The sequence below is a fragment of the Mesorhizobium sp. J18 genome (assembly GCF_007829525.1).
GTDB lineage: Bacteria > Pseudomonadota > Alphaproteobacteria > Rhizobiales > Rhizobiaceae > VLJP01.
On record NZ_VLJP01000001.1, the window covers coordinates 194,107 to 216,301 of the forward strand.

General features: G+C 60.8%; 22 protein-coding genes. 12 read left to right on the forward strand and 10 right to left on the reverse strand.

The features are described 5' to 3' along the window. The first annotated feature begins 111 nt into the window (after window positions 1–111). Entirely contained in the window at window positions 112–1,569 is a 1,458-nt protein-coding gene (locus L598_RS00895) for an NAD-dependent succinate-semialdehyde dehydrogenase (RefSeq protein WP_144859117.1), read from the forward strand. Continuing rightward, a complete protein-coding gene (locus tag L598_RS00900) occupies window positions 1,541–2,593 on the forward strand; it encodes an aldose epimerase family protein (protein ID WP_246658564.1) in 1,053 nt (350 codons plus the stop codon). The genes L598_RS00895 and L598_RS00900 overlap by 29 nt, the downstream gene beginning before the upstream one ends. Window positions 2,594–2,632: 39 nt before the next feature. Here L598_RS00900 and L598_RS00905 read toward each other — a convergent pair whose 3' ends face one another. Continuing rightward, on the reverse strand, window positions 2,633–3,556 hold the full coding sequence (locus L598_RS00905; protein WP_144859119.1) for a sugar kinase: 924 nt from the start codon (window positions 3,554–3,556) through the stop codon (window positions 2,633–2,635). A 146-nt stretch (window positions 3,557–3,702) separates the two neighbouring features. On the opposite strand from L598_RS00905, the gene L598_RS00910 reads away from it, so the two are divergent. Beyond that, entirely contained in the window at window positions 3,703–4,146 is a 444-nt protein-coding gene (locus L598_RS00910; RefSeq protein WP_144859121.1) for a FixH family protein, read from the forward strand. A 32-nt stretch (window positions 4,147–4,178) separates the two neighbouring features. Continuing rightward, window positions 4,179–5,381, forward strand: a complete 1,203-nt coding sequence (locus tag L598_RS00915) for a cytochrome c peroxidase (protein ID WP_144859123.1) — start codon at window positions 4,179–4,181, stop codon at window positions 5,379–5,381. Here the strand turns inward: L598_RS00915 and L598_RS00920 are convergent. Then, a complete protein-coding gene (locus L598_RS00920; RefSeq protein ID WP_144859125.1) occupies window positions 5,368–5,820 on the reverse strand; it encodes an Lrp/AsnC ligand binding domain-containing protein in 453 nt (150 codons plus the stop codon). The two genes, L598_RS00915 and L598_RS00920, sit on opposite strands and share 14 nt — an antisense overlap. Window positions 5,821–5,969: 149 nt before the next feature. Between L598_RS00920 and putA the strand changes: the two genes are divergently transcribed. Continuing rightward, the gene (putA, locus tag L598_RS00925) at window positions 5,970–9,593 is read left to right on the forward strand and encodes a bifunctional proline dehydrogenase/L-glutamate gamma-semialdehyde dehydrogenase PutA (protein WP_144859127.1); all 3,624 of its coding nucleotides are present in this window, start codon (window positions 5,970–5,972) and stop codon (window positions 9,591–9,593) included. A 26-nt stretch (window positions 9,594–9,619) separates the two neighbouring features. Here the strand turns inward: putA and L598_RS00930 are convergent, their stop codons facing one another. From L598_RS00930 to L598_RS00945, 4 genes are all read right to left on the reverse strand, one after another. Then, on the reverse strand, window positions 9,620–9,934 hold the full coding sequence (locus tag L598_RS00930; RefSeq protein WP_144859129.1) for an antibiotic biosynthesis monooxygenase: 315 nt from the start codon (window positions 9,932–9,934) through the stop codon (window positions 9,620–9,622). Then, window positions 9,919–10,206, reverse strand: a complete 288-nt coding sequence (locus tag L598_RS00935; protein WP_144859131.1) for a hypothetical protein — start codon at window positions 10,204–10,206, stop codon at window positions 9,919–9,921. The genes L598_RS00930 and L598_RS00935 overlap by 16 nt, the downstream gene beginning before the upstream one ends. Window positions 10,207–10,228: 22 nt before the next feature. Beyond that, window positions 10,229–10,669: a hypothetical protein gene (locus tag L598_RS00940; RefSeq protein ID WP_144859133.1), complete on the reverse strand. Its 441-nt coding sequence runs from the start codon at window positions 10,667–10,669 to the stop codon at window positions 10,229–10,231. Between the two features lie 100 nt (window positions 10,670–10,769). Next, window positions 10,770–12,968 carry a TonB-dependent hemoglobin/transferrin/lactoferrin family receptor gene (locus L598_RS00945; protein WP_144859135.1) on the reverse strand — a complete coding sequence of 733 codons (2,199 nt, stop codon included), beginning with the start codon at window positions 12,966–12,968 and terminating at the stop codon, window positions 10,770–10,772. A 304-nt stretch (window positions 12,969–13,272) separates the two neighbouring features. Between L598_RS00945 and hemP the strand changes: the two genes are divergently transcribed. The 5 genes from hemP to L598_RS00970 are packed head-to-tail and all read left to right on the forward strand — an operon-like array spanning window position 13,273 to window position 17,352. Further along, the gene (gene hemP, locus L598_RS00950) at window positions 13,273–13,458 is read left to right on the forward strand and encodes a hemin uptake protein HemP (protein ID WP_144859362.1); all 186 of its coding nucleotides are present in this window, start codon (window positions 13,273–13,275) and stop codon (window positions 13,456–13,458) included. A 9-nt stretch (window positions 13,459–13,467) separates the two neighbouring features. Continuing rightward, window positions 13,468–14,529: a ChuX/HutX family heme-like substrate-binding protein gene (locus tag L598_RS00955; protein ID WP_144859137.1), complete on the forward strand. Its 1,062-nt coding sequence runs from the start codon at window positions 13,468–13,470 to the stop codon at window positions 14,527–14,529. Between the two features lie 10 nt (window positions 14,530–14,539). Further along, the gene (locus tag L598_RS00960; RefSeq protein ID WP_144859139.1) at window positions 14,540–15,457 is read left to right on the forward strand and encodes an ABC transporter substrate-binding protein; all 918 of its coding nucleotides are present in this window, start codon (window positions 14,540–14,542) and stop codon (window positions 15,455–15,457) included. A 31-nt stretch (window positions 15,458–15,488) separates the two neighbouring features. Beyond that, a complete protein-coding gene (locus tag L598_RS00965) occupies window positions 15,489–16,550 on the forward strand; it encodes an iron ABC transporter permease (RefSeq protein ID WP_144859141.1) in 1,062 nt (353 codons plus the stop codon). Between the two features lie 10 nt (window positions 16,551–16,560). Next, entirely contained in the window at window positions 16,561–17,352 is a 792-nt protein-coding gene (locus L598_RS00970; RefSeq protein ID WP_144859143.1) for a heme ABC transporter ATP-binding protein, read from the forward strand. Window positions 17,353–17,362: 10 nt separating this feature from the next. Here the strand turns inward: L598_RS00970 and rirA are convergent, their stop codons facing one another. After that, window positions 17,363–17,830: an iron-responsive transcriptional regulator RirA gene (gene rirA / locus L598_RS00975; RefSeq protein ID WP_144859145.1), complete on the reverse strand. Its 468-nt coding sequence runs from the start codon at window positions 17,828–17,830 to the stop codon at window positions 17,363–17,365. 255 nt (window positions 17,831–18,085) lie between these two features. Between rirA and L598_RS00980 the strand changes: the two genes are divergently transcribed. Both L598_RS00980 and L598_RS00985 read left to right on the forward strand, forming a co-directional pair. Then, on the forward strand, window positions 18,086–18,652 hold the full coding sequence (locus tag L598_RS00980) for a GNAT family N-acetyltransferase (RefSeq protein WP_144859147.1): 567 nt from the start codon (window positions 18,086–18,088) through the stop codon (window positions 18,650–18,652). Window positions 18,653–18,818: 166 nt separating this feature from the next. Continuing rightward, window positions 18,819–19,304 carry a MaoC family dehydratase gene (locus L598_RS00985; RefSeq protein ID WP_144859149.1) on the forward strand — a complete coding sequence of 162 codons (486 nt, stop codon included), beginning with the start codon at window positions 18,819–18,821 and terminating at the stop codon, window positions 19,302–19,304. A 4-nt stretch (window positions 19,305–19,308) separates the two neighbouring features. Here the strand turns inward: L598_RS00985 and maiA are convergent, their stop codons facing one another. The 3 genes from maiA to L598_RS01000 form a co-directional block, all read right to left on the reverse strand. Then, window positions 19,309–19,959 carry a maleylacetoacetate isomerase gene (gene maiA, locus L598_RS00990; RefSeq protein WP_144859151.1) on the reverse strand — a complete coding sequence of 217 codons (651 nt, stop codon included), beginning with the start codon at window positions 19,957–19,959 and terminating at the stop codon, window positions 19,309–19,311. Further along, on the reverse strand, window positions 19,956–20,660 hold the full coding sequence (locus L598_RS00995) for a fumarylacetoacetate hydrolase family protein (RefSeq protein WP_144859154.1): 705 nt from the start codon (window positions 20,658–20,660) through the stop codon (window positions 19,956–19,958). The genes maiA and L598_RS00995 overlap by 4 nt, the downstream gene beginning before the upstream one ends. Window positions 20,661–20,821: 161 nt before the next feature. Continuing rightward, a complete protein-coding gene (locus L598_RS01000; RefSeq protein WP_144859156.1) occupies window positions 20,822–22,192 on the reverse strand; it encodes an aspartate aminotransferase family protein in 1,371 nt (456 codons plus the stop codon). Window positions 22,193–22,195 lie beyond the last annotated feature (3 nt).

Consider the following 22,195-nt stretch of genomic DNA (forward strand, 5'->3'; position numbering starts at 1 on the left):
AGGTTCCATGATCGTGCCCTGCTCGCGCGAAGCGGCATATCGGCCGGCTCTGCGCTCATCGAGGAAATCGGAATATTGGTGCCGGTGACGGCGCCTCAAGGAGGCAAGACAATGCTCCAGAAGACTAGCCATTTCATGCGCGAAGCCAATTATATCGACGGCGAATGGGTGCCGGCCGATTCCGGGCAGACGATCGACGTCAACAATCCGGCGACAGGCCTCAAGATCGGAACCGTGCCGAAGTCCGGCAAGGCGGAGACAGCGCGCGCGATCGAAGCCGCGGAAAGGGCCTTCCACTCCTGGAAAAAGACCTCGGCCAACGACCGCGCCAAGCTCCTGCGCAAGCTGCACGATGTCATCATGGACAATCAGGATGCGCTGGCCGAGCTTCTGGTGTTGGAACAGGGCAAGCCCATGGCGGAAGCCAAGGGCGAGGTCGGCATGTCGGCTGCCTATGTGCTGTGGTTCGCGGAAGAGGGCAGGCGCGTCTATGGCGACGTCGTTCCCTCGCCTTGGGCCGATCGCCGCATCCTGGTGACAAGGGAGCCGGTCGGCGTCATCGGTGCGATCACGCCCTGGAATTTCCCTTCATCCATGCTGGCGAGGAAGATCGGCCCCGCGCTCGCGGCTGGTTGCACGGCCGTCGCCAAGCCTGCTTCGCAAACGCCCTATTCGGGCCTTGCCTGGGGCGCGCTCTGCGAGGAAGCCGGCATCCCGAAAGGGGTCGTCAACATCGTCACCGGTTCGGCCTCGGAGATTGGCGACGAACTCTGCACAAATCCGCTTGTGAAGAAGATCACCTTCACCGGCTCGACCGAGGTCGGCAAGATCCTGCTCGAAAAGTCCGCCTCGACGGTCAAGAAGGTGTCGATGGAACTCGGCGGCAACGCGCCGTTTCTCGTTTTCGACGATGCCGATGTTGATCGGGCGGTGGAAGGGGCGATCGCTGCCAAATACCGCAATTCGGGCCAGACCTGCGTATGCACCAACCGCTTCTTCGTCCAGGACGGCATCCATGACGCTTTTGTCGAGAAGCTGGTTGCCCGCACGAATCAGCTCAAGGTCGGCCCCGGCCTGGAGGAAGGGACGCAGCAGGGACCGCTGATCGACGACAAGGCTGTGGAGAAGGTCGAGGAACTGATTGCGGATGCGAGAGCCAAGGGCGCCAGGATTGCGGCCGGTGGCGAGCGTCACGCGCTGGGCGGCACGTTCTTCCAGCCGACCGTCATCACGGATGCTACGCCCGATATGCGCTTCATGAAGGAGGAAATTTTCGGTCCTGTTTCGCCGATCTTCCGCTTCGCCAAGGAAGAGGATGCCGTGGCGCTCGCCAATGACACCGAATTCGGCCTTGCCTGCTACTTCTACACATCCGATCTTGGCCGCGCCTTCCGTGTCATGGAAGGCCTGAAATACGGTCTCGTCGGCGTGAATGAGGGTATCATCACCACGGTCGAGGCCCCCTTTGGCGGCGTGAAGGAGTCCGGCCTCGGACGCGAAGGCGGGCATCAGGGCATCGAGGACTACCTCGATACCAAATATGTCTGCATCGGCGGTCTCGGGCTGTAGCCAGCGCGTGATGACGGAGGAGGTTTTCGGCCAGACTGCCGAGGGCGAAGCCGTCCATCGTCACGTTATCTCCGGCGGCGGGCTTACCGCCGCCGTTCTTACCCTGGGCGCCGCCATTCAGGACCTTAGGCTGGCAGATCACGGCGCGCCGCTCGTCCTCGGCTTCGAGACGCTCGATGATTATCTGCGCCATCCATCCTATTTCGGTGCAATCGTCGGCCGCTACGCGAACCGGATTGCGGCCGGCCGTTTCACCATTGACGGCGAGCGTTTCCAGGCTGATCTGAACGAAGCTGGTAAGCATAGCCTGCATGGCGGGCGTGAAGGTTTCGCTCAGCAGGTCTGGCGGTGCGTCGATAGCGGCGATGATTTCGTCTCACTCGCCTTGCACGACCCGGACGGCAGCATGGGCTTTCCTGGTGCGCTTGATGTTACCTGTACCTACCGTTTGCGGCTGCCCGGCACGCTGTCGATCGAGCTGGAAGCCGTCTGCGACGCACCGACTTTATGCAACCTGGCGCATCACTCCTATTTCAATCTCGACAATGGCGGAACCGGCGACATTCTCGATCATCGGCTGATGATCAACGCCTCGGCCTATCTTCCCGTAGATGAAGAGCAAATCCCGACCGGCTTCGTTGTACCGGTGGCGGGTACCGCATTCGATTTCCAGCTTTCGCGTCCTATCCGGACCGAAGACGGCGATCAGATCCCGTATGATCACAATTTCTGTCTGGCGGCTGCCCGCAGGCCGCTGCAACTCGCTGCCTGGGCACAGGGCACGGGTTCTGGTGTGGAAATGGAGGTATGGACGACGGAACCCGGGATCCAGTTTTATGCCGGACACAAGCTTGATCCTGATCTTGCCGGTCTTCAAGGGATTAGATACCGCCCCCATGCCGGCTTCTGCCTCGAACCGCAGATATGGCCCGATTCGCCCAACCATCCCCATTTTCCGCAGGCGGTTCTCCGACCTGGTGAAATATACCGGCAGGTGACGGAATATCGGTTCCGGCTTGGGTGAGACCGATTGGCCGCAACAGGGTGGCCAATCAGGAAGCCGTCACTCCCCAAAAGACTTCTGCAACAGCTCGAAGGGCGCGAGTGCGCCGTGCACTCGCACGACTGCCGCAGCCACGCGATGCGCCTTGGTGGCCGCCAGCTTGGGCTCAATGCCAGCAAGGCGAGCCGCCAGATAGGCGCCGTTGAAACTGTCGCCGGCCCCGGTCGTATCGATTGCATCGGAAACGTGAATGGCGGGGATCGATGCCAATCCACCCTGATGACTGACAAATGCCGGCTTCTCGCCGTCCTTGACGGCGATCTCCGACACGCCGGCCATTCTGAGGCGTTCAGCCGTCACGGCGGGGGCGTCGTCGTCAAAGAGATCAGATTCGTCCGGAAAGGTCGGAAGAGCAATATCCGTCACCGTCAGAGCTGCTGAGATCGCTTCTCGCGCGGCGTCCCTGGAAGGCCAGAGACGGGCGCGGTAGTTCGGATCGAAAGCGATACGGGTGCCGGCCTCGCGCGCCTCGCGAATCGCCGAGAGAAGCGTTGCGCGCGCTGGTTCCTTCAAAATTGCCAAAGTGATTCCGGAAAAGTAAATAAGCCCTCTATTTTGAAGGCTTTTTGCCAAGGCATCCGGGTCGTCTGCAAGCCGACGCGCGGCTGCCTCCGAACGCCAGTACGTGAATGACCGCTCCGCTCCATTCAGCGAAATGGCATACATGCCCGGACAGGCTCCCGGAATGACCGGGCTCGCAGCCGTGCCTATCCCGTGTTGCCGAAAAAAGGCAATTTGGTCTTTCGAGAAGGGATCGTCACCGAAAGCGGTCAGATAATCGGTCGTAGTCTCCGGCTTCGTCAGGGCTCGGATCGTCCAAAGCGTGTTGAAGGTGTCGCCGGCATGGCCCATGCGCCAATTGCCGCCTTCGCCTCCCGAAAGCTCGAGCATGCATTCACCAACCGATACGACGCCTTGCTTCATGCGATCTCCCCTCGATACATGGCTTCGCGCATAGCACTTTCCGCCTCGAGGTCAAACGAGTCCGACGTCAAGTCTCATTTCAGTGGCGTCCTGAACGACGGCTGGATAAGATCGCATGAGATTCAAGGGGAAGGGTGCAGGCAGCGATGAAGTGGCCATCTCGCCGTGTTGTTCTGTTAGCCGCCGCGCTTCTGGCAATCATCGCGATCGGCATGGCGGCGATGCATCTTGTCGCACGGCCGCCGGATGATCTCGACCTTGCCCGCTCAAAATCGAGTGCGAACGGCATCTATGCAGTAAGCATTGAGCCCGAAGCAGAACCGGTGGAGCAAGGAAAACTTCATTCCTGGCTTGTTTCTGTCACCATGGCGGATGGGTCTCCGGCAACGGATGCCATCGTTTCCATTGACGGCGGGATGCCTGAACACGGACATGGATTGCCGACGGCGCCACAGGTGACGGGTCCGCTTCCCGACGGCCGCTATCGCATCGAGGGCGTGCGTTTCAATATGGGCGGCTGGTGGGAACTTCGCTTCTCCATCTTGTCTCCCGCAGGCGATGACGAGGTGGTGTTCAACATCGTGCTTTGATGTCCTGGCCCTTATCGTTCCTCCGGGGGTTCATGGCCGCGTTCCTGGCCATCCCCGCTCTGTCGGCCTGCAATCCGAACGCGCTGACGGAGGAAGAGAAGGAGATCGTTGGTTCCCTTTCGCTGGCTTCGCTGCCGGCGTTGCCGGCTGATCCCAGCAACCGTGTTGCCGATGATCCGCTGGCTGCCGCGCTTGGCGCCTCGCTCTTTTTCGATACCGGCTTGAGCGGCGACGGCCTCGTTTCCTGCGCCACCTGCCATATGATCGAAAAGCAGTTCCAGGACAGCAAGCCGCGGGCGGTCGGCGTGTCGGAGACTAATCGTCGGACCATGCCGCTTGCCGGCGTCGGCTGGAGTCCGTGGATGTTCTGGGACGGTCGCCGCGACAGCCTGTGGGCGCAGGCGCTGGTGCCCATGGAAGATGCGCGTGAGCACGGCGGGAACCGCACCGGCTATGCGCATTTTATCGCTGAACACTACCGCTCCCGTTACGAACGGATCTTCGGTCCTCTCCCATCGCTCGCTCACCTGCCGCGCAATGCCGGCCCTCTGGGGACGGTGGAGGAAAGAGCAACCTGGTCAGCCATGCGGTCAGCGGATCGAACCGCCATTGACCGGGTCTTTGCCAATATCGGCAAGGCGATCGCTGCTTTCGAGCGTTCCATTGTGCCGCCGGAAACGCGATTTGACCGCTTCGCCGCCGCTGTCGCGTCAGGAAGCGAGCCGCAAGGCGATGCTGTCTTCTCCGATCTCGAAATGGAAGGGCTGAAGCTTTTTATCGGCAAGGCCAATTGCATCAATTGCCACAACGGCCCGCGCTTCACCGACGATCATTTCCACAATACCGGTGTGTCTGCGGTCCCCGGCTTGCCCGAGGATCTTGGCCGGGCGGCGGCAGTCCGACAGGCGCTGGACGATCCGTTCAACTGCCTCGGTCCCTATAGTGACGCGGAGCCGAAGCAATGCGCGGAACTGCGTTTTGCCGTGCGGGAAGGGGAGGAATTGCTCCGCGCCTATAAGACACCCTCGCTGCGCGGCGCGGCAAGCCGCGCGCCCTACATGCATGCCGGCCAGTTCGCCACACTTGAAGAGGTCATCGACCATTATAGCAATGCACCGGATGCGCCTGCCGGGATAAGTGAAATTGAGGGTGTCATCTTCACGGAGCGCGGCCGAAAAGCCCTGATAGCGTTCCTGAAGACGCTGGATGTTCCCGAAAGCACTACCGATCCTTGACGGTCTCCATGGCCACGAAGGTGGAAGTCTGCGCGACATGGGGCAGGGCCGAAATGCGTTCCCCCAGTATCCGGCGATAGGCAGAAATATCCTTCGTCCTGACTTTCAGCAGGTAGTCGAAGCCGCCGGCGATCATGTGGCATTGTTCGATCTCCGGCACTTTCACAGCGGCGCGGTTGAAGGCGTCGAGGGCGGCCGAGCGAGTGTCGGAAAGCGTCACCTGAACGAAGGCTATGTGGCCTTCACCCATGCGTTCGCGGTCTATGAGGGCAGCATAGCCGCGGATGAAGCCATCCTTCTCCAGTCGGCGCAGGCGTGCCTGGACTGGTGTCTTCGACAGGCCGACCTTGCGGCCGAGTTCAGCGATCGAAAGACGGCCGTCATGCGACAGCGCATCGAGGATGTTGCGGTCAATGCGGTCCAATTGTGCTTCCGGCATGGCATTCCACGGTCCAATCTGTGAAAAATATACTGACCTGTTAGTGCGAACGTACTGCGATGTCGAGAAATTAAGATCACCGGCCGGGTTGGGATATGCTATCTCTCACGCCAGGACGCATTGCAGCGTAAGAGATTCCAAGGTCTGATATGCCTGAAACGATGCTCGACGAAATCCGCAAGGACATCCGCGCCAATTACCTTCCCGACGAGAATGCCGCGCTTGCCCATCTGGTCAGGACCGCCGGCCTTTCGCCGCAGCAGCGGACGACGATCTCAGCCCGCGCAGCCGAGCTCGTGTACAAGGTGCGCAAGGCTTCCGACCCTCATCTGATGGAGGCTTTCCTTTCCGAATATGGTCTTTCGACAAAGGAAGGCGTGGCGCTAATGTGTCTGGCGGAAGCGCTTTTGCGTGTCCCCGATGCGGAGACTATGGACGATCTTATCGCCGACAAGATCGCTCCGCATGACTGGTCGGCACATTCGGGCGAATCCGCTTCGATCTTCGTCAATGCTTCAACCTGGGCGCTGATGCTGACCGGCCGGGTGCTGGAAGAAGGCGAGGGCGGCATTGAACGAACACTGCGTTCCATGGTCCGTAGGCTCGGTGAACCCGTCATCCGCACGGCGGTGGCGGCTGCCATGCGCGAGATGGGCGAGCAGTTCGTGCTCGGCCGCACCATCGACGAGGCGCTGAAGCGCGGACGTTCGATGATCGCCAAGGGCTATCTCTACTCCTACGACATGCTTGGCGAGGCTGCGCGCACCGAGGCAGATGCGCTGCGCTATCACAGCGCCTATGCGCATGCGATTGCGGCCCTGGCCCGTCAGTCGAACCTTACCGACATCCGCGCAAATCCTGGTATCTCGGTCAAGCTTTCCGCGCTCCATCCGCGCTATGAGGCTCCGCAGCGGGAAAAGATGCTGCCCGTACTGTCCGAGCGGCTCCTTTCTCTCGCCCAGGCAGCGCGTGACGCACGCATGGGACTCAATATCGATGCCGAGGAAGCGGACCGGCTGGATCTGTCTCTCGACGTGATCGAGCAGGTTCTTTCCGACCCGTCGCTGGCCGGCTGGGACGGCTTCGGCGTGGTCGTGCAGGCTTATGGTCCGCGAGCATCCTATGTGCTCGACTGGCTGCATGGACTGGCGGAAAAACTGGACCGGCGCATAATGGTACGCCTAGTCAAGGGCGCCTATTGGGACACGGAGATCAAGCGTGCCCAGGTCATGGGTCTTGCCGGCTACCCGGTATTCACGCGCAAGGTGAACACGGATGTCTCCTACATCGCCTGCGCCCGTAAGCTCCTGGCGATGACGGACCGCATCTATCCGCAATTCGCCACCCATAACGCGCATACGGTCGCTGCGATCCTTGCCATGGCACCGGACAGGGACAGCTTTGAATTCCAGCGCCTGCACGGCATGGGCGAAGCGCTGCACGAAACGGTGAAGCGGGCGGAAGGTATGCGTTGCCGCATCTATGCGCCGGTCGGCGCCCATTCGGATCTGCTCGCTTATCTCGTGCGAAGGCTTCTGGAGAATGGCGCCAATTCGTCCTTTGTGCACCAGATCGTGGATGAGGAGGTTGGCGCGGAAGAAATCGCGCGTGATCCTTTCGACGCGGTCGAAAATCAGGGCGATGCGCATAACCCAGCGATTCCAATGCCTTCGGAGATTTTCGGAAGCCAGCGGATGAATTCCAAAGGATGGGACATAAGCGATCCGGTCACCATGGCTGCGATTGACGGGGCCCGCGCTCAATTCGCGAGTCCGCATCGCTGGACTGCCGCGCCGGTGACGCGTGCCAAAAGCAAGGGCAAGGGACAGCAGCGCGAAATCGTCAATCCGGCCCATGTGAGCGAGGTGGTTGGCACGGTGACCGACGCCACCCCAGAGCAGGTCAAGGAGGCTGTGGGGCTCGCCGTTGCCGCCCAGCCGGGCTGGGCGGGGCGGCCGGTGGCGGAACGGGCGGAAATCCTCAGGCGCATAGCCGGCCTCTATGAGGAACATGCGGTGGAATTCTTCGCGCTCGCTTCCCGCGAAGCAGGCAAGACGCTGGCCGATGGCATTGCCGAGGTGCGCGAGGCCGTGGATTTCCTGCATTACTATTCCAGACAGGCCGCGAGGGCCGAAGCCGGCACTGAGGCGAGGGGCGTCATTGCCTGCATTTCGCCATGGAACTTTCCGCTGGCGATCTTCACCGGCCAGATCGCCGCCGCACTCGTGACCGGCAATGCGGTCCTCGCCAAGCCGGCGGAACAGACCTGCCTGATCGCTGCCCGCGCCATCGGGCTTATGCACAGGGCCGGTGTGCCGGAAGACGTTCTCCAGTTGCTGCCCGGTGACGGTCCCTCGGTCGGCGCACCCTTGACCGCCGATCCGCGCATCGCCGGCGTCTGCTTCACCGGCTCGACCGAGGTGGCGCGCCTCATCGAGCGCCAACTCGCAGAGACTGCGCGGCCCGACGCGATGCTGATCGCCGAAACCGGCGGCCTGAACGCCATGATCGTGGATTCCACGGCGCTGCCCGAGCAGGCCGTGCGCGATATCCTGGCCTCCTCCTTCCAGAGTGCCGGGCAGCGCTGCTCCGCTTTGCGCATTCTCTATGTCCAGAAAGACGTCGAGAAGCGGCTGATGGAGATGCTGGAGGGTGCCGCGCAGGCGCTATCGATAGGCGAGCCGTGGCGCGTCTCCACCGATGTCGGGCCGGTGATAGACGACGAGGCGAAGGAGACCATCTCCGCCTATTGCGAGGACATGGAGCGGAAGGGCCGGCTCATCGCGAAACTAGAGGCGCCGGCGGGCGGCCGCTTCGTGGCGCCGCACATCCTGCGTCTCAGCGGCATCGGGGAACTGGAACGCGAGGTGTTCGGCCCGGTGCTGCATGTGGCGACCTTCGAGGCCGACGAGATCGACAAGGTGATCTCCGACATCAATTCGAAAGGCTATGGCCTCACTTTCGGCCTGCATACGCGCATAGACGCACGTGTGCAGCATCTCGTCGATCGCGTCGAGGCCGGAAATCTCTACGTCAACCGCAACCAGATCGGCGCAGTGGTCGGCTCGCAGCCTTTCGGCGGCGAAGGGCTTTCGGGAACCGGACCAAAGGCCGGCGGACCGCATTATCTGCGCCGCTTCCGGCGCGGTGCCGCCGCCAAGGGCAGGCTGGATACCACAGGCACCGCCGATAGCCGCGAACTGGCTCGCAAGATGGCGGACGCGGAACGGAGCGGATGGGTCAGGCAGGCAGACCGGATTGCTGTTCTCCGCAAGCATCTGCGCGGCAGGGACGCGGAAGCGATCGCGGCGGCCGCTGCCCTCGATTATGGCCCCGTCGATCTGCCGGGGCCGACCGGCGAGGCGAACACGCTGACGCTGGTGCCACGCGGTCGGGTGCTTTGCCTGGGGCCGGAGGCCGAAACGCTGCTGGCGCAGGTGATCCAGGCGCTTGCGGCAGGAAACTCGGTGCTGGCCGTAGCGTCGGGCGCGCAGAAGACCCTGCAGCCATTGCTCGGTAAGAAGCTGCCCCTTGCGGCGGTGGATGGAAGCATTGCCGCGCAGGACTTGCGTCACCTGCCTGTGGATCTGGTGGCCGCGTCAGGCGACATCGATGCCTTGAAGGCCGTTCGTCAGGCGCTGGCCGAGCGCGAGGGACCGATCATCCCGCTGGTCTCGGAGGTGATCCATCCCGCCGCCTACGCGCATGAACGCGCGGTCTGCGTCGATACTACCGCAGCGGGAGGCAATGCCAGCCTGCTGGCCGGCGCATAAGGCATGGAGAGAGCGTGGTTGCCGGCCTACGCCCCTTCGACGACGGAAAAGCCCTCGAATTGCGGGTGGCCTTGGTAAAGCACCTTGTTGCTGCCGGCGTTCTTGTGCGCATCGCGGAAATTCTGCGATTTCGTCCAGGCCATGAAGTCTTCATGCGATTCCCAGACGGTGTGTGAGGCAAAAAGCGTATAGCCTTCCTCTTCGTTCCTCGAGCCGCGCAAAAGGTGAAACGATACGAATCCCTTCATCTCATCGAGCTTGGAATCACGGTTCTTCCAGACCTGCTCGAAGGCCTCTTCGGAACCGGACATGACCTTGAAGCGATTCATCGCGATGAACATGCGTTTTTCTTTCTCCTGGCTGTGACGGGTGAACCGGAGGCTTTCTTATCCTGTTCCCGTTGTGATTTCTCGAAAATAATCACCGTTTCCGGCAGCGTTTCGGGCAGAACCGCAACCGGGACCGGTCCCGATTCCTCGAACTCCCGCGGTAGCGGAAGGATGTCGGGATTCGCAGCCATTTGAGCCTGTTCTTCGAACAGTCTGACGAATTCCGGCCTCAGGCCATCGCCACGGGCGGCGGCCAGTCTATGCAAGGCTGCGAAGGGGATCATGGGTTTTCCTTGTTCTTCCGGCTCAGGTGCCGAATTGCACGCCCGATTTTGCCGAAGTTTCCAATTGGCGGATGCATGCGGCAGGCTCTATACCGTCGCCTTCGCAGGCCGTGGCATCGTTGATGAGCACACGCCCGACATTGCCGCAGTCGGCTCCCTTGAGATCGAACTGCTTGACCTTGGTCTTGCCGGCGGGCAGCGCCTGGAAATCAAGCACCATCAGCCGGCTGACGCGGCCTTCCTTGTCGAAAAGGGCGATCTCGTAAGCCGCCTTGGTGATCTCCTTGCCGACGGCATTCTCGACCACGAAGGTCATCCGGCAGCCGCCATTGGAGGGCTCGACCGCGTTGAGGTCGAGCTTGAGGGCCGATGACGGCGCCGCGGCTTCCTGGGCCGAGGTGGCTCCCGCGCCGGCAAAGGCCAGCGCGAGCGCAAGAGACCGGATGACGGAATGACGGATCATGCTTCTTCAACCTCCGAAACGTAGCGTTGCAGCAATTTGACGTTCATACCCGGTCGGAAGATCGGCTCTGCGATGATCGCATTTCTCGCCCTTCGACATCTTAGAAGCGCTTGGAGATCGACACGCGGAAAGAACGTCCAGCCTCAGTATAGCGATCACGGATCGTATCCGATACGCTGTCCGGCACGTCAGTGGCGTTCCAGTATTTCTGATCGAACAGATTGAACACACCGGCTTGGATGCGGAGACCGTTCAACTGCTCAGGTTCCCACCAGGCGGTCAGGTCGACGATCCCATAACCTGGTGCCTCGAAGCCGCCGTCGCCGACCTTGGTTCGGGCACTCGCCATGGTCAGGGATACATCACTGCCCCAGGTTTCGGCAGCATAGCCGAGGCCAACAATAGCGCGCAGCGGTGGGATCGAGTTGAGGTATTCATCCTCTCGCGTATCGCGTCCGTGCGACCAGGCCAGCGACCCCCATGTCCGCCAGTTTGGAGCAAAGTTCCAGTAGCCGCTCAACTCAGCTCCGTAAATCTGGACACGGGCGCGGTTCTCGTAACCCGTGACGCCAGCTATGGGGTACTCGTCATCTGGTGGTCGAATTTGCACTGCATCGATGAAGTTACGGTAGTAGTTGTTGAACACGCTGATCGAGGCGCCATAGATTTCAGTCTCGTACCGTGCGCCGACTTCAAAGCCATTGCTGGTTTCCGGCTTGAGATCGGGATTCCCAATTCTGGCGTATGACCCAGGTTGTCCATAGTTCTGGTAGAGCTCGAGAGCCGAAGGCGCGCGGAAGGCTTGTGCCCATTGCGCATAGAGCTCCAACTCATTGGTAGCCTGCCACGCGGCCCGCAATTTTGCTGACACTCTGGAATCGCTGCTGGAGCCAGGCAACGTGCCATCAAAGTTCGGGCCACGCTCATACTCTGCCGTTGATTTCGGATCGTGATCGTACCAGTCGAAACGAATACCCGGCGTCAGAGTGATATTATACGGTAGAGCAATATCGTCTTCGGCAAAGATGCCGAAGAAAAGGCTCTCGACATCCGGCATGTCAGACGCATTGGTGTGCAGGAACCTGCATGCCTGCGGCCCCATGAAATCAGGGATCATCGTCCAATCTACATCAGGACAATTGTCCTGGCCCCACGAATATTGGTGGGTGTCCTGGCGATACAGCTCGCTGCCGAAGCGGAAGGTATGACCGAGCCCCCCAAGTTCGACCTCCTTCGAGACGTTGCCTGTAACACCGTAAGAGGCTTGTTCAAGTTCATTATCGCGCTTGTAGACGCCAGTCGGATAACCGTAAAAGAACGGATCGCCAGGAATGGCGTCAGCCCGAGGGTCCCTTAGGCGGAAAGCATCAGTCGTATTATTTAGCTGCTGGCGCGTCCAATAGGCGGTGACATGGGCGATATCGACCCAGTCCGTCCCGTCTGGTGAAATGAAATCATAAGAGGCAGAAAGGCGCTGTCGTTTAACTATGTCGCCCGACTTCAGGCTGCCTTCTTGATAGCTACTCGTCGTACCGATGCGATTGTCTATGTCCTCGTCACGCTCGAAGAGCTCTCCCGTGAAACCGAATCGGTGACCGTTTCCTACATACTGGTGTAGCTTAACGAGCAGGTTGCCTTGATCATAATCCAAGGGGTTCGCTTCGGTGCGCCCGGAACCGTAACCGCCGACCGTTCCCATATTGTCGGTCTCATGGCCGGCGCGATAGCCACCTTGGATCAAGACATAGGTGTCATTGTATCGGCCGGCCACAGCGGCGTTGGTACGCCAGCTTTGATCGACGCTGTCATATGTTCCCTTGACCAGAGCTCCATACTGACGACCATCGGTCAGAAGGTCCTCTGGATCGAGGGTGCGTAAAGAGATGACGCCACCGAGGACGCCGGACCCGTATCGGGTAGCATCGGCGCCGCGTGTTATGTCAATTGTCGAGATTGTATCGAAATCAAAAGCGTTGAGCCCGCCTTGGGCACTCTCTCGCGGATCGTTCAACCAAGGCACCCGGATACCGTCGATCGTCGTCAGGACGCGGTTCTGGTCGAGGCCACGGAGATTAATGCTTTTCGTATTCTCATTGAAGATGACGCCTGCATCGATGCGGCGAGAGATATCGCTGATATCCTCGACCATCTGACGATCGAGTTCTTGTCTATCTGTAGTGGTGGTCAATACCGTTCGATCTTGCAGGGTGTCCGGACGCTCTTGGGGAGCGGTGACCACGACCGGTGAGAGCACCTGTGGTGCCTCCTGCGCGATGGCCGCGGCCGTGCTGATCGTCATTGTCGCCACGCCGGCCAGCAGTGCCGTCTTTATCCGTGCCCGTGAACCCGGTGCCGAAGATACTGTTAGAGCGCCCCCACGCCTCGCGCGCGATTGTTCATTTCCCCAAGCCACTGCCCCATCTCCTTCATTGTAAATGGTGACGCGCTGGCTGGCTCAATGGCTGGCTGGCATTCGATCCCAGAGTTGGATAAAATATGATCCGTTCACTCCGGTATTGCGCTCACTAGTAAACTTGATTATCACTGTCAAGAAAACAGTATGAGGCGCAAGAGAGGGTCACGCCGTGAACAGCCACTTCTCCATGAACAACGCCAATCCTCAGTTCAACGACCAGCGCCGCCTGAAACCGTCTCAAGGCTTGCAGGCGGTGCGCACAATCGTCAGCGAGGATCTCTTTCGCGGCTCCCACGAGATTGCGATCAACCACTCCGGCGCGATTTATCGGTTGAAGATAACGCGCCAGGGCAAGCTCATCCTGAACAAGTAGGACCATTCCATGCAGGCTGATACGAAGCCGACCCCGGAACAGATTCGCGCCGCACGCATCGAGAATCCGAAGATGCGGGAACGCGATCTCGCCAATAAGCTCGGCATCTCGGAAGCGGAACTCGTCGCCGCCCATTGCGGGGAAGGGGTGGTGCGAATCGATCCCCGCGCAAATGATATTCTTAGCGGGCTCGAGGCCGTTGGCGAGGTGATGGCGCTCACCAGGAACGAAAGTGCCGTACACGAGAAAATCGGCGTGTATGAAAACGTCGTGCGGGGACAACACAGCGCCCTGGTTCTTGGATCGGACATCGACCTCAGGATCTTCCCGTCGCAATGGAAACACGGCTTTGCCGTTGAAAAGCGCGACGGCGACAGTATCCGGCGCAGTCTGCAGTTCTTCGACACCGCCGGTGAGGCGGTCCACAAAGTGCATCTGAGGCCTGCCTCCAACCTCTATGCCTATCAGAAACTCGTCGACGACCTGGCGGTGTCGGACCAATCGCAGGAACTGGAGGTGACGATAGCGGACAATGACGATGCGATGGCCGCTATCAACGAGCGGCCTGATCTTGAGGATTTGCGCACCCGCTGGAGCAACATGACGGACGTGCACCAGTTCTTCGGTCTGCTGAAGAGCCTGAAGCTGTCGCGTCACCAGGCCGTCAGCATGATCGGCGACGACTATGCCTGGCCGCTTGACGGCGACGCGCTGGCGGCAATGATGAACCTTTCGGTTCGGGAAGAAGTGCCGATCATGTGCTTCGTCGGCAACAAGGGCTGTATCCAGATCCACTCCGGCCCGATCCACAACGTGACGCCCATGGGACCGTGGATCAATGTCATGGATCCGACCTTCCATCTCCATCTGCGCCAGGACCACGTGCGCGAGCTATGGGCGGTGCGCAAGCCGACCAAGGACGGTCATGTCACCTCGATCGAAGCCTATGGCGCGGATCGGCAGCTCATCATCCAGTTTTTCGGCAAACGGCACGAGGGCGAGGCGGAACGGGAAGACTGGCGCTTCCTGGCGGAGAATCTGCCGCGGGTTCCGCGTTCCACCGCCGCATGAGGAAAACGGCATGATTCCCTTTTCCGTTTCAGGAAACGGAGGCGCGCGACGCCTCCTTGTCACGTTTTGCCTCGCCGGATTGCTCGCTGTGTCGGCCGGCTTTTCGGCTCGCGCGCAGGAGGCCGTGGAGGCCTTTGCCGATCCCTCTCGACTCGTTTCCATTGGCGGATCGCTGACGGAGATCATTTATGCGCTTGGCGAGGAGGAGAAGCTCATCGCCCGCGATTCGACCAGCATCTTTCCGCAGGAGGCATTGGAGCTCCCAGATGTCGGCTATATGCGCGCCCTGTCGCCGGAAGGCGTGCTATCGGTCAATCCGAGCGCTATCCTGGCTCTGGAGGGCAGCGGCCCGCCGGAAGCCATGGAGGTTCTGCAGAAAGCCAGCATTCCCATGGTTCTCGTTCCTGAAACCTTCGATCTAGCAGGGATCATTGGAAAGGTAGAGACGGTCGGCGCCGCGCTCGGCATCGAGGACAAGGCGGCCGAACTTGCCGAAAAAATCCGCCAGGACGTCGGGGCAGCGGAAGCGCTGACTGCCGATGTCACAGAGCGCAAGCGCGTTCTCTTCATCCTCAGCATGCAGGGTGGGCGCATCTTGGCCTCCGGCACGGGAACCGCCGCGAACGGCATCATCACGATGGCGGGTGGCGTCAACGCCATTACCGATTACCAGGGCTACAAGCAGTTGACCGATGAGGCGATCATCGAGGCCAGGCCGGATGTCGTCCTGATGATGGATCGCGGGGGCGATCTCGATCCTGCCGGGGAGGATGTGCTTGCGCATCCTGCTCTGGCATCGACCCCGGCTGCGAAAAACAAGGCTCTGGTCAGGATGGACGGAGCCTATCTGCTTGGTTTCGGACCGCGGACGGCATCGGCGGTCCGCGATCTCTCGACAGCGCTTTATGGCGCCTCGATTGCGAATTGACTGGTTCCTGACCATGGAATTTATTGGCCGAATGACGGGCTGGAGCGTGTTGGCCGGCCGGGAGGCGGGCGAGGGTGACCGTTCGGCGCGGGCGCGCCTGGCGATCGCTGCGCTTTGCGGATTGCTGGTGCTTGTCGCGCTCTTCAGCCTGACCGCAGGCGCATCGGACGTGTCTGTCCTCTCCGTACTCGGCGGTACGGTTTCCGAGCGTGACCGTATCATCGTCTATGATATCCGGCTGCCTAGGGTTCTGCTCGGCATCCTGATCGGCGCGGCACTTGCCATATCGGGCGCTGTGATGCAGGGGCTTTTCCGCAATCCGCTGGCCGATCCCGGCCTCGTCGGCGTCTCGGCAGGAGCGGGGCTCGGCGCCATCACCATGATCGTACTCGGCGGTACGGTCATGGGACCGTTCGTGGCCCTGGCAGGCATCTACGCCTTGCCTCTGGCTGCCTTCATCGGCGGTCTCATCACGACCATGCTGCTTTACCGGATCGCGACACGCCGCGGCCAGACCTCCGTCGCCACCATGCTTCTGGCGGGCATCGCGCTCGGAGCCATGGCAGGCGCGTTCTCGGGCGTTCTCGTCTATCTGGCCGATGACCGGCAGTTGCGCGACCTGACATTCTGGGGACTCGGTTCGCTGGCGGGTGCCACCTGGACCAAGATCACCGCTGCCGGGCCGATCATCGCGCTTTCGCTCGCGGCCGCGCCATTCATGGCTCGCGCCTTGAACGCGCTGGCGCTCGGCGAGGCTTCCGCAGCTCATCTCGGCATACCTGTCCAGCGCTTCAAGAATGTCGCCATCGTCACCGTTGCCGCCGCTACCGGCGCGTCGGTTGCCGTTTCCGGCGGCATCGGCTTTGTCGGTATCGTCGTGCCGCATCTCCTGCGCCTGCTTATCGGGCCTGATCACCGCTATCTTCTGCCGGCTTCGGCGTTGCTCGGCGCAAGCCTGCTTTTGCTGGCCGATGCGGTCAGCCGGACGATCGTGGCTCCGACCGAGCTGCCGATCGGTATCGTGACGGCTGCCGTGGGCGCGCCGTTCTTCCTGTGGATATTGCTCCGCCGGCGCGGCATTCTGGATCTGTAAGGCGGCCACCATGATCGAAGTGCGCAATCTTTCCGTCTCAATCGGCCGCAAGCGCATCATCTCCGGCATCAGTTTTGATGCGGCTGCTGGAAATGTAACGGCGATCGTCGGGCCGAACGGTTCGGGAAAGACCACTTTGCTGAAGGCCTTGTCGGGCGATCTTCCCTATGAAGGCGAGGTTCACATCAACGGTGCGGAAATTTCTTCGCTGAAGCCGTGGCAGACGGCATCCCTCAGAGCCGTGCTGCCGCAAGCGACCACGCTGTCCTTTCCCTTCACCGTGCGCGAAATCGTCAGTCTCGGCCTGTCCAACGGACGTACTGGCGCGCTCGCCGGCGAAGAAGGGCGCCTGCCTGAAAGAGCGCTTGCGCGCGTCGATCTGGATGGTTTCGCAGGTCGACTCTATCAGGAGCTTTCCGGCGGCGAGCAACAGCGGGTGCAACTGGCGCGGGTCTTGTGCCAGGTATGGTCGCCCGTGCTTGCCGGTGTTCCGCGCTATCTGTTCCTCGACGAGCCGGTTTCGAGTCTCGATATCAAGCACCAGCTCATCATCATGGATATCGCCCGGGATTTTGCGGCTCGTGGAGGCGGAGTGATCGCGATCCTGCACGACCTGAACCTGACCGCCATGTTTGCGGACCGCGTTCTGGTCATGCACCGGGGCCGCATGGCCGCGGCGGGCTCGCCTGCGGAGGTTCTGGAAGACGGACTGATCTCGCGCGTATTCGAGTGCCGACTCAGGGTAGGGGCGGTGCCGCCCGGAACCATGCCGTTCGTGCTGCCTCAGTCAGCAGGAATCTAGCGGCGACCGCTTAGTTCGCGGCTGCTGCAACGCGTTGCGGCAATTCGTCTATGCCCAAGAGGTTGCGCATATTCGGACGCGCCTCGACCAGATCGGCGATCGAATAGCTCTCCAGCACCTCGAAGAAGGCATTAAGCGCCTTGCGCAGGGCTTCGTTGACGCCGCAATTGTCGACCAGCGGGCAGTCTATAGCATCGTTCTCGAAGCACTCCGCCATGGCGAAATTATCCTCGGTGACGCGCACCACGTCGAAGAGCGTGATCTGCTCGGCCGGCTTGCCCAGCCGCACGCCGCCATTGCGGCCCCGCACGGTCTCGATCAGGCCGTTCTCGACAAGCGGCTGCAGGATCTTGAACAGGAAGAGCTCGGAAAGCGAATAGGCTTCGGCTATGTCTGGAATACGGCTGAGCTGGSCATTATTCGCCGCGCAATACATCAGGATGCGGATTGCGTAATTGGTTTGTCGCGTGAGACGCATCAGGCGTTCCTCATTTATCTTGTCACTTCAATATGGACGACAGTTTAGAATAATTCCAGAGAAGAATCCTAAAACCTGATTTATATTATCATCTTTTTTCGGGAGCGACAATTTTTCCCGCCGAAAAGCCCCTGACATGCGCCCAGTGCGGGGCTGTTATGAGCTTCCGGCGCTTGAATTTTATGTTGCAGTGCACAATATCGGTGTCGTGGCGAGTCGAACGGCTCGGGGAGGAACCCGCGAGAAGTACGACCGATGAGCAAACCGATCAAAATCCATCCCACCCTTAAAGGAACCGTGCGGCATCTCAGACCCTCGGAGCTGCCGCTTTTCCGCGACCACCTGCTGCGGCTCGACCGGGACAGCCGCGCCGACCGTTTCAACGGCGCGACCAATGACGAATTCCTCGTTCGCTATGCCGAGAGCTGCTTTCAAAAGGGTACGACGGTTGTCGGCTATGTCGAGGACGGACGAGTGCTTGGTGCGGCCGAACTGCATGAGCGTCCGGAACTCGAGCCACCAACGGGTGAGATCGCCTTCAGCGTCGAGAAGGAGCTTCAGCATCGCGGCCTTGGCAGTCGGCTGTTCGAGCGGCTGATCGCACATGCCTATGCTCTCGGCTATACGAGGCTCCACGTGACGACCCATGCCCAGAACAGCGCCATGAAGGCATTGGCCAGGAAATTCGATGCCAGGCTGACATTCAAGGATGGCGAGACGATCGGTGTCATCGAGCTTGGCGAGCCTCCGGCGGCGATGTTTCCCGCAGGCATCTTTCCCTTCCTGAACACGAGCCGCGAAGCAGGTGCGGCCAGACGCTGAACCCATTCTGTCCCAAAAGCCCGGATTGATAGCATTACCATCATCGCCTAAGTTCTGCCGCCGCGACACCGGTGGCGCGTTCGAAGATGTCGGCAGATCGTCGACCGCAGGCGCCTGTCAGATCGCCCAGGCGCAGATTTCCAAATCAAGAAGAGAATAATCAATAATGGCTGCAAGAAAAGTAACGTTCGACCAGTTCAGGAAACTCGTGGGCGCGGAGCTCGGCGTTTCAGACTGGATTGCGGTGGATCAGACCGTCATCGACCAGTTCGCCGATTCCACGCGTGACCATCAGTGGATCCATGTCGATGTGGAACGGGCAACGCGCGAAAGCCCGTTCGGTGCGCCGATCGCGCACGGTTTCCTGACTCTGTCGCTCATCTCAGGCTTTTCCTACGAGATCGGCCCGGAACCCGAAGGGCTTGAAGTAACCATCAATTACGGGCTCGACAAGGTTCGTTTCCTGGCGCCCGTGCGCGCGGGCGACCGGCTCCGGCTGCGCAAGTCTCTGCTGTCGCTGGAGGAAAAGGATCCCGGTCGCTGGCTGATGAAGTCCAAATGCGTCATGGAGATCGAAGGCCAGGAAAAACCGGCCCTGATCGCCGAGACGCTTACTCTCTTCGTGACCGAGAGTGCGACTGCAGATGCCTGAGTACCTATTCGGCATCCGGCTGATGCTGCGGCGCGGCTTCCACGAAAGCCGGGATTTCCATGCAGGCGTTGCGGATACGCGAAATGACCGGATAAGGCGCCATATCGACGTTGAAGCGCGCATTGTTGGCGATCTGCGCAACGAGGCAAAGATCGGCCATCGTGGGTTGGTCGCCATGGCAGAACTTTCCCGTCTGCGGCGATAAGGAAAGAATCTTTTCAAGCGGCTGGAAGGTTTCGTTCACCCAATGCCTGAACCAGTCGGCGCTCTCCGCGTCGTCCGCCCCGTAGCGCGAGCGCAGCGCGCTAAGGATGCGCAGATTGTTCACCGGGTGGATGTCGCAGGCAATCATCTGGGAAAGCATGCGCACCCGCGCCCGGCCATGCGGATCGGCTGGCAGGAGTGGCGGCTGCGGAGCCATCTCGTCCAGGAATTCGATGATCGCCAATGATTGCGCTATCATCGTGCCGTCGGTCCAGATGAGAGCTGGCACGAGGCCCTGCGGATTGACCGCCAGATAGCCCTCGCCACGATGTTCGCCATGTCTCAGGTGATGGGCGACATAGTCGTATTTCAGCCCCTTCATCGCCAGGGCAATGCGCACGCGATAGGAAGTGGAGGAGCGGAAATAATTGTGCAGGATGATCTCGCTCACCGCTTTCCCTCTGATGCGATTTCGAAGGTGATGGCTCCCAGGCCGTCCACGCCGCCCTCGACCCTGTCACCTGGCTGCAACGCCCCGACGCCGGCAGGCGTACCGGTATAGATGAGGTCGCCCGGCTGGAGCCGCACTGAGCGGCTGCAGATGGATATCACGTCGGCGACGGGCCAGATAAGCTCGGAAAGATCAGCATCCTGGCGCATTTCCTCATTGACGGACAGCCAGATGCGGCCGCTTGAGGGATGGCCGATTTCGGATACCGGCATCAGCGGGCCGCAAAGGGCTGAATTGTCGAATGCCTTGCTCCAGTCCCAGGGGCGACTCATCCGTTTTGCCTCGTCCTGCAGGTCGCGGCGGGTCAGGTCGATTCCGACGCCATAGCCCCACACAAGGTCGAGCGCATCCTCAACCGGGATATCGGAACCGGCTTTACCGATAGCTACGACCAGTTCGATCTCATGATGCAGGTTCCTGGTCAGCGGCGGGTAGGGGATCGCCGTTCCGCTGTCCACCACCGCATCGGCAGGTTTGGTGAAGAAGAAGGGCGGTTCGCGGTCCGGGTCCTTGCCCATCTCGCGCGCATGGGCGGCATAATTGCGTCCGACGCAGAATATGCGCCTGACTGGAAAGCGCGCGTCACTGCCGGCGACTGCGACGGTTGGCGCAGGTGGAACGGGCAGAACCGTCTTTGGCATTCATCATCCTCCAAATCGCCGCTGGCGGCAGGCATTCAAGTCTGCCGCATGATTAGCGACGGAGGACCGGCGAAGGCAACCGATATCGTCTTAGGCGACGCGGTCGCCTGGCTTCCTCTCGATGACGGAAGTGCGCTGGCGGTAAAGCCGGCGCAACATCCTTATCCGAATACGCCCTTCACCGCCTTCACCGTCGCGGCAACCACCTTGTCGGCTTCCTCGCGGGTCAAGCAGAGGGGCGGGGCGAAGCCGAGGATGTCCCCTTGCGGCATGGCACGGCCGATCACGCCTTCCTTGAGAAGGGCGGCGGCCATCTGCGGCCCGATCTTCGCTGCCGGATCGAAGAAGCGGCGCTCGGCCTTGTCTTCCACGAATTCCACCGCGCAAAGCATGCCTTCGCCGCGCACTTCGGCGACATTGGCGTGGTCGGAAAGCGCCTCTTTCATCGTCTTGACGAAATAGGCGCCGGTCTCTCCGGCATTCTTGACCAAACCAAGGCTGTCAACCAGCTTCAGATTGGCGATGCCGGCGGCGGCGCCGATCGGATGAGCGGAATAGGTCCAGCCATGGCCGATCGGGCCGTTCTCGTCGGTGCCGCGCTCCAGCACGTCCCAGACCTTCTTCGAGACGATGGAGCCGGAAAGCGGTGCATAGGCCGAGGTCAGTCCCTTGGCGATGGTGATGATGTCAGGCTCGATGCCGTAGTGGTCGGAGCCGAACATCGTCCCGAGACGGCCGAAGCCGGTCACCACTTCGTCGGCGATCAGCAGGATGTCGTGCTTTTTCAGCACCTTCTGGATCGCGTCCCAGTAACCGGCCGGCGGCGGCACGATACCGCCCGTGCCGAGCACCGGCTCGCCGATGAAGGCGGCGATGGTGTCGGCGCCCTCGCGTTCGATCAGCGCCTCCAGTTCCGCCACGCAATGGGCGGTGAAGTCCGCCTCGCTCATGCCGAGATCAGGCCGGCGATAATAGTAGGGCGCTTCGGTATGGATGACCTTGTCGAACGGCAGGTCGAATTTGTTGTGGAAGGTCTCCAGCCCGGTCAGCGAGCCGGTCATGAGGCCGGAGCCGTGATAGCCGCGCCAGCGCGAGATGATCTTCTTCTTCTCCGGCCGACCGAGCATGTTGTTATAGTACCAGACGAGCTTGATGTTGGTCTCGTTGGCGTCCGACCCGCCGAGGCCAAAATAGACCTTCGACATGTTCTTCGGTGCCCGCTCGATGATCATCTTGGCGAGTGTGATCGAGGCTTCCGTGCCGTGACCGACATAGGCGTGGTAATAGGCAAGTTCCTTGGCCTGCTCTGCAATTGCCTCGGCGATTTCCGTGCGGCCATAGCCGACATTCACGCAATAAAGGCCGGCAAAGGCATCAAGCAGACGATTGCCGTCGCGATCCTCGATATAGACGCCCGAGCCGCCGGTGACGATACGGTTCGGCGTCTCGCCGCGCGCATGCTGGGCGAGATGTGTCGAGGGATGGAAGAAATTCTCGCGGTCCCACTGATCCAGCATATCGTTCTTGAGCATTGT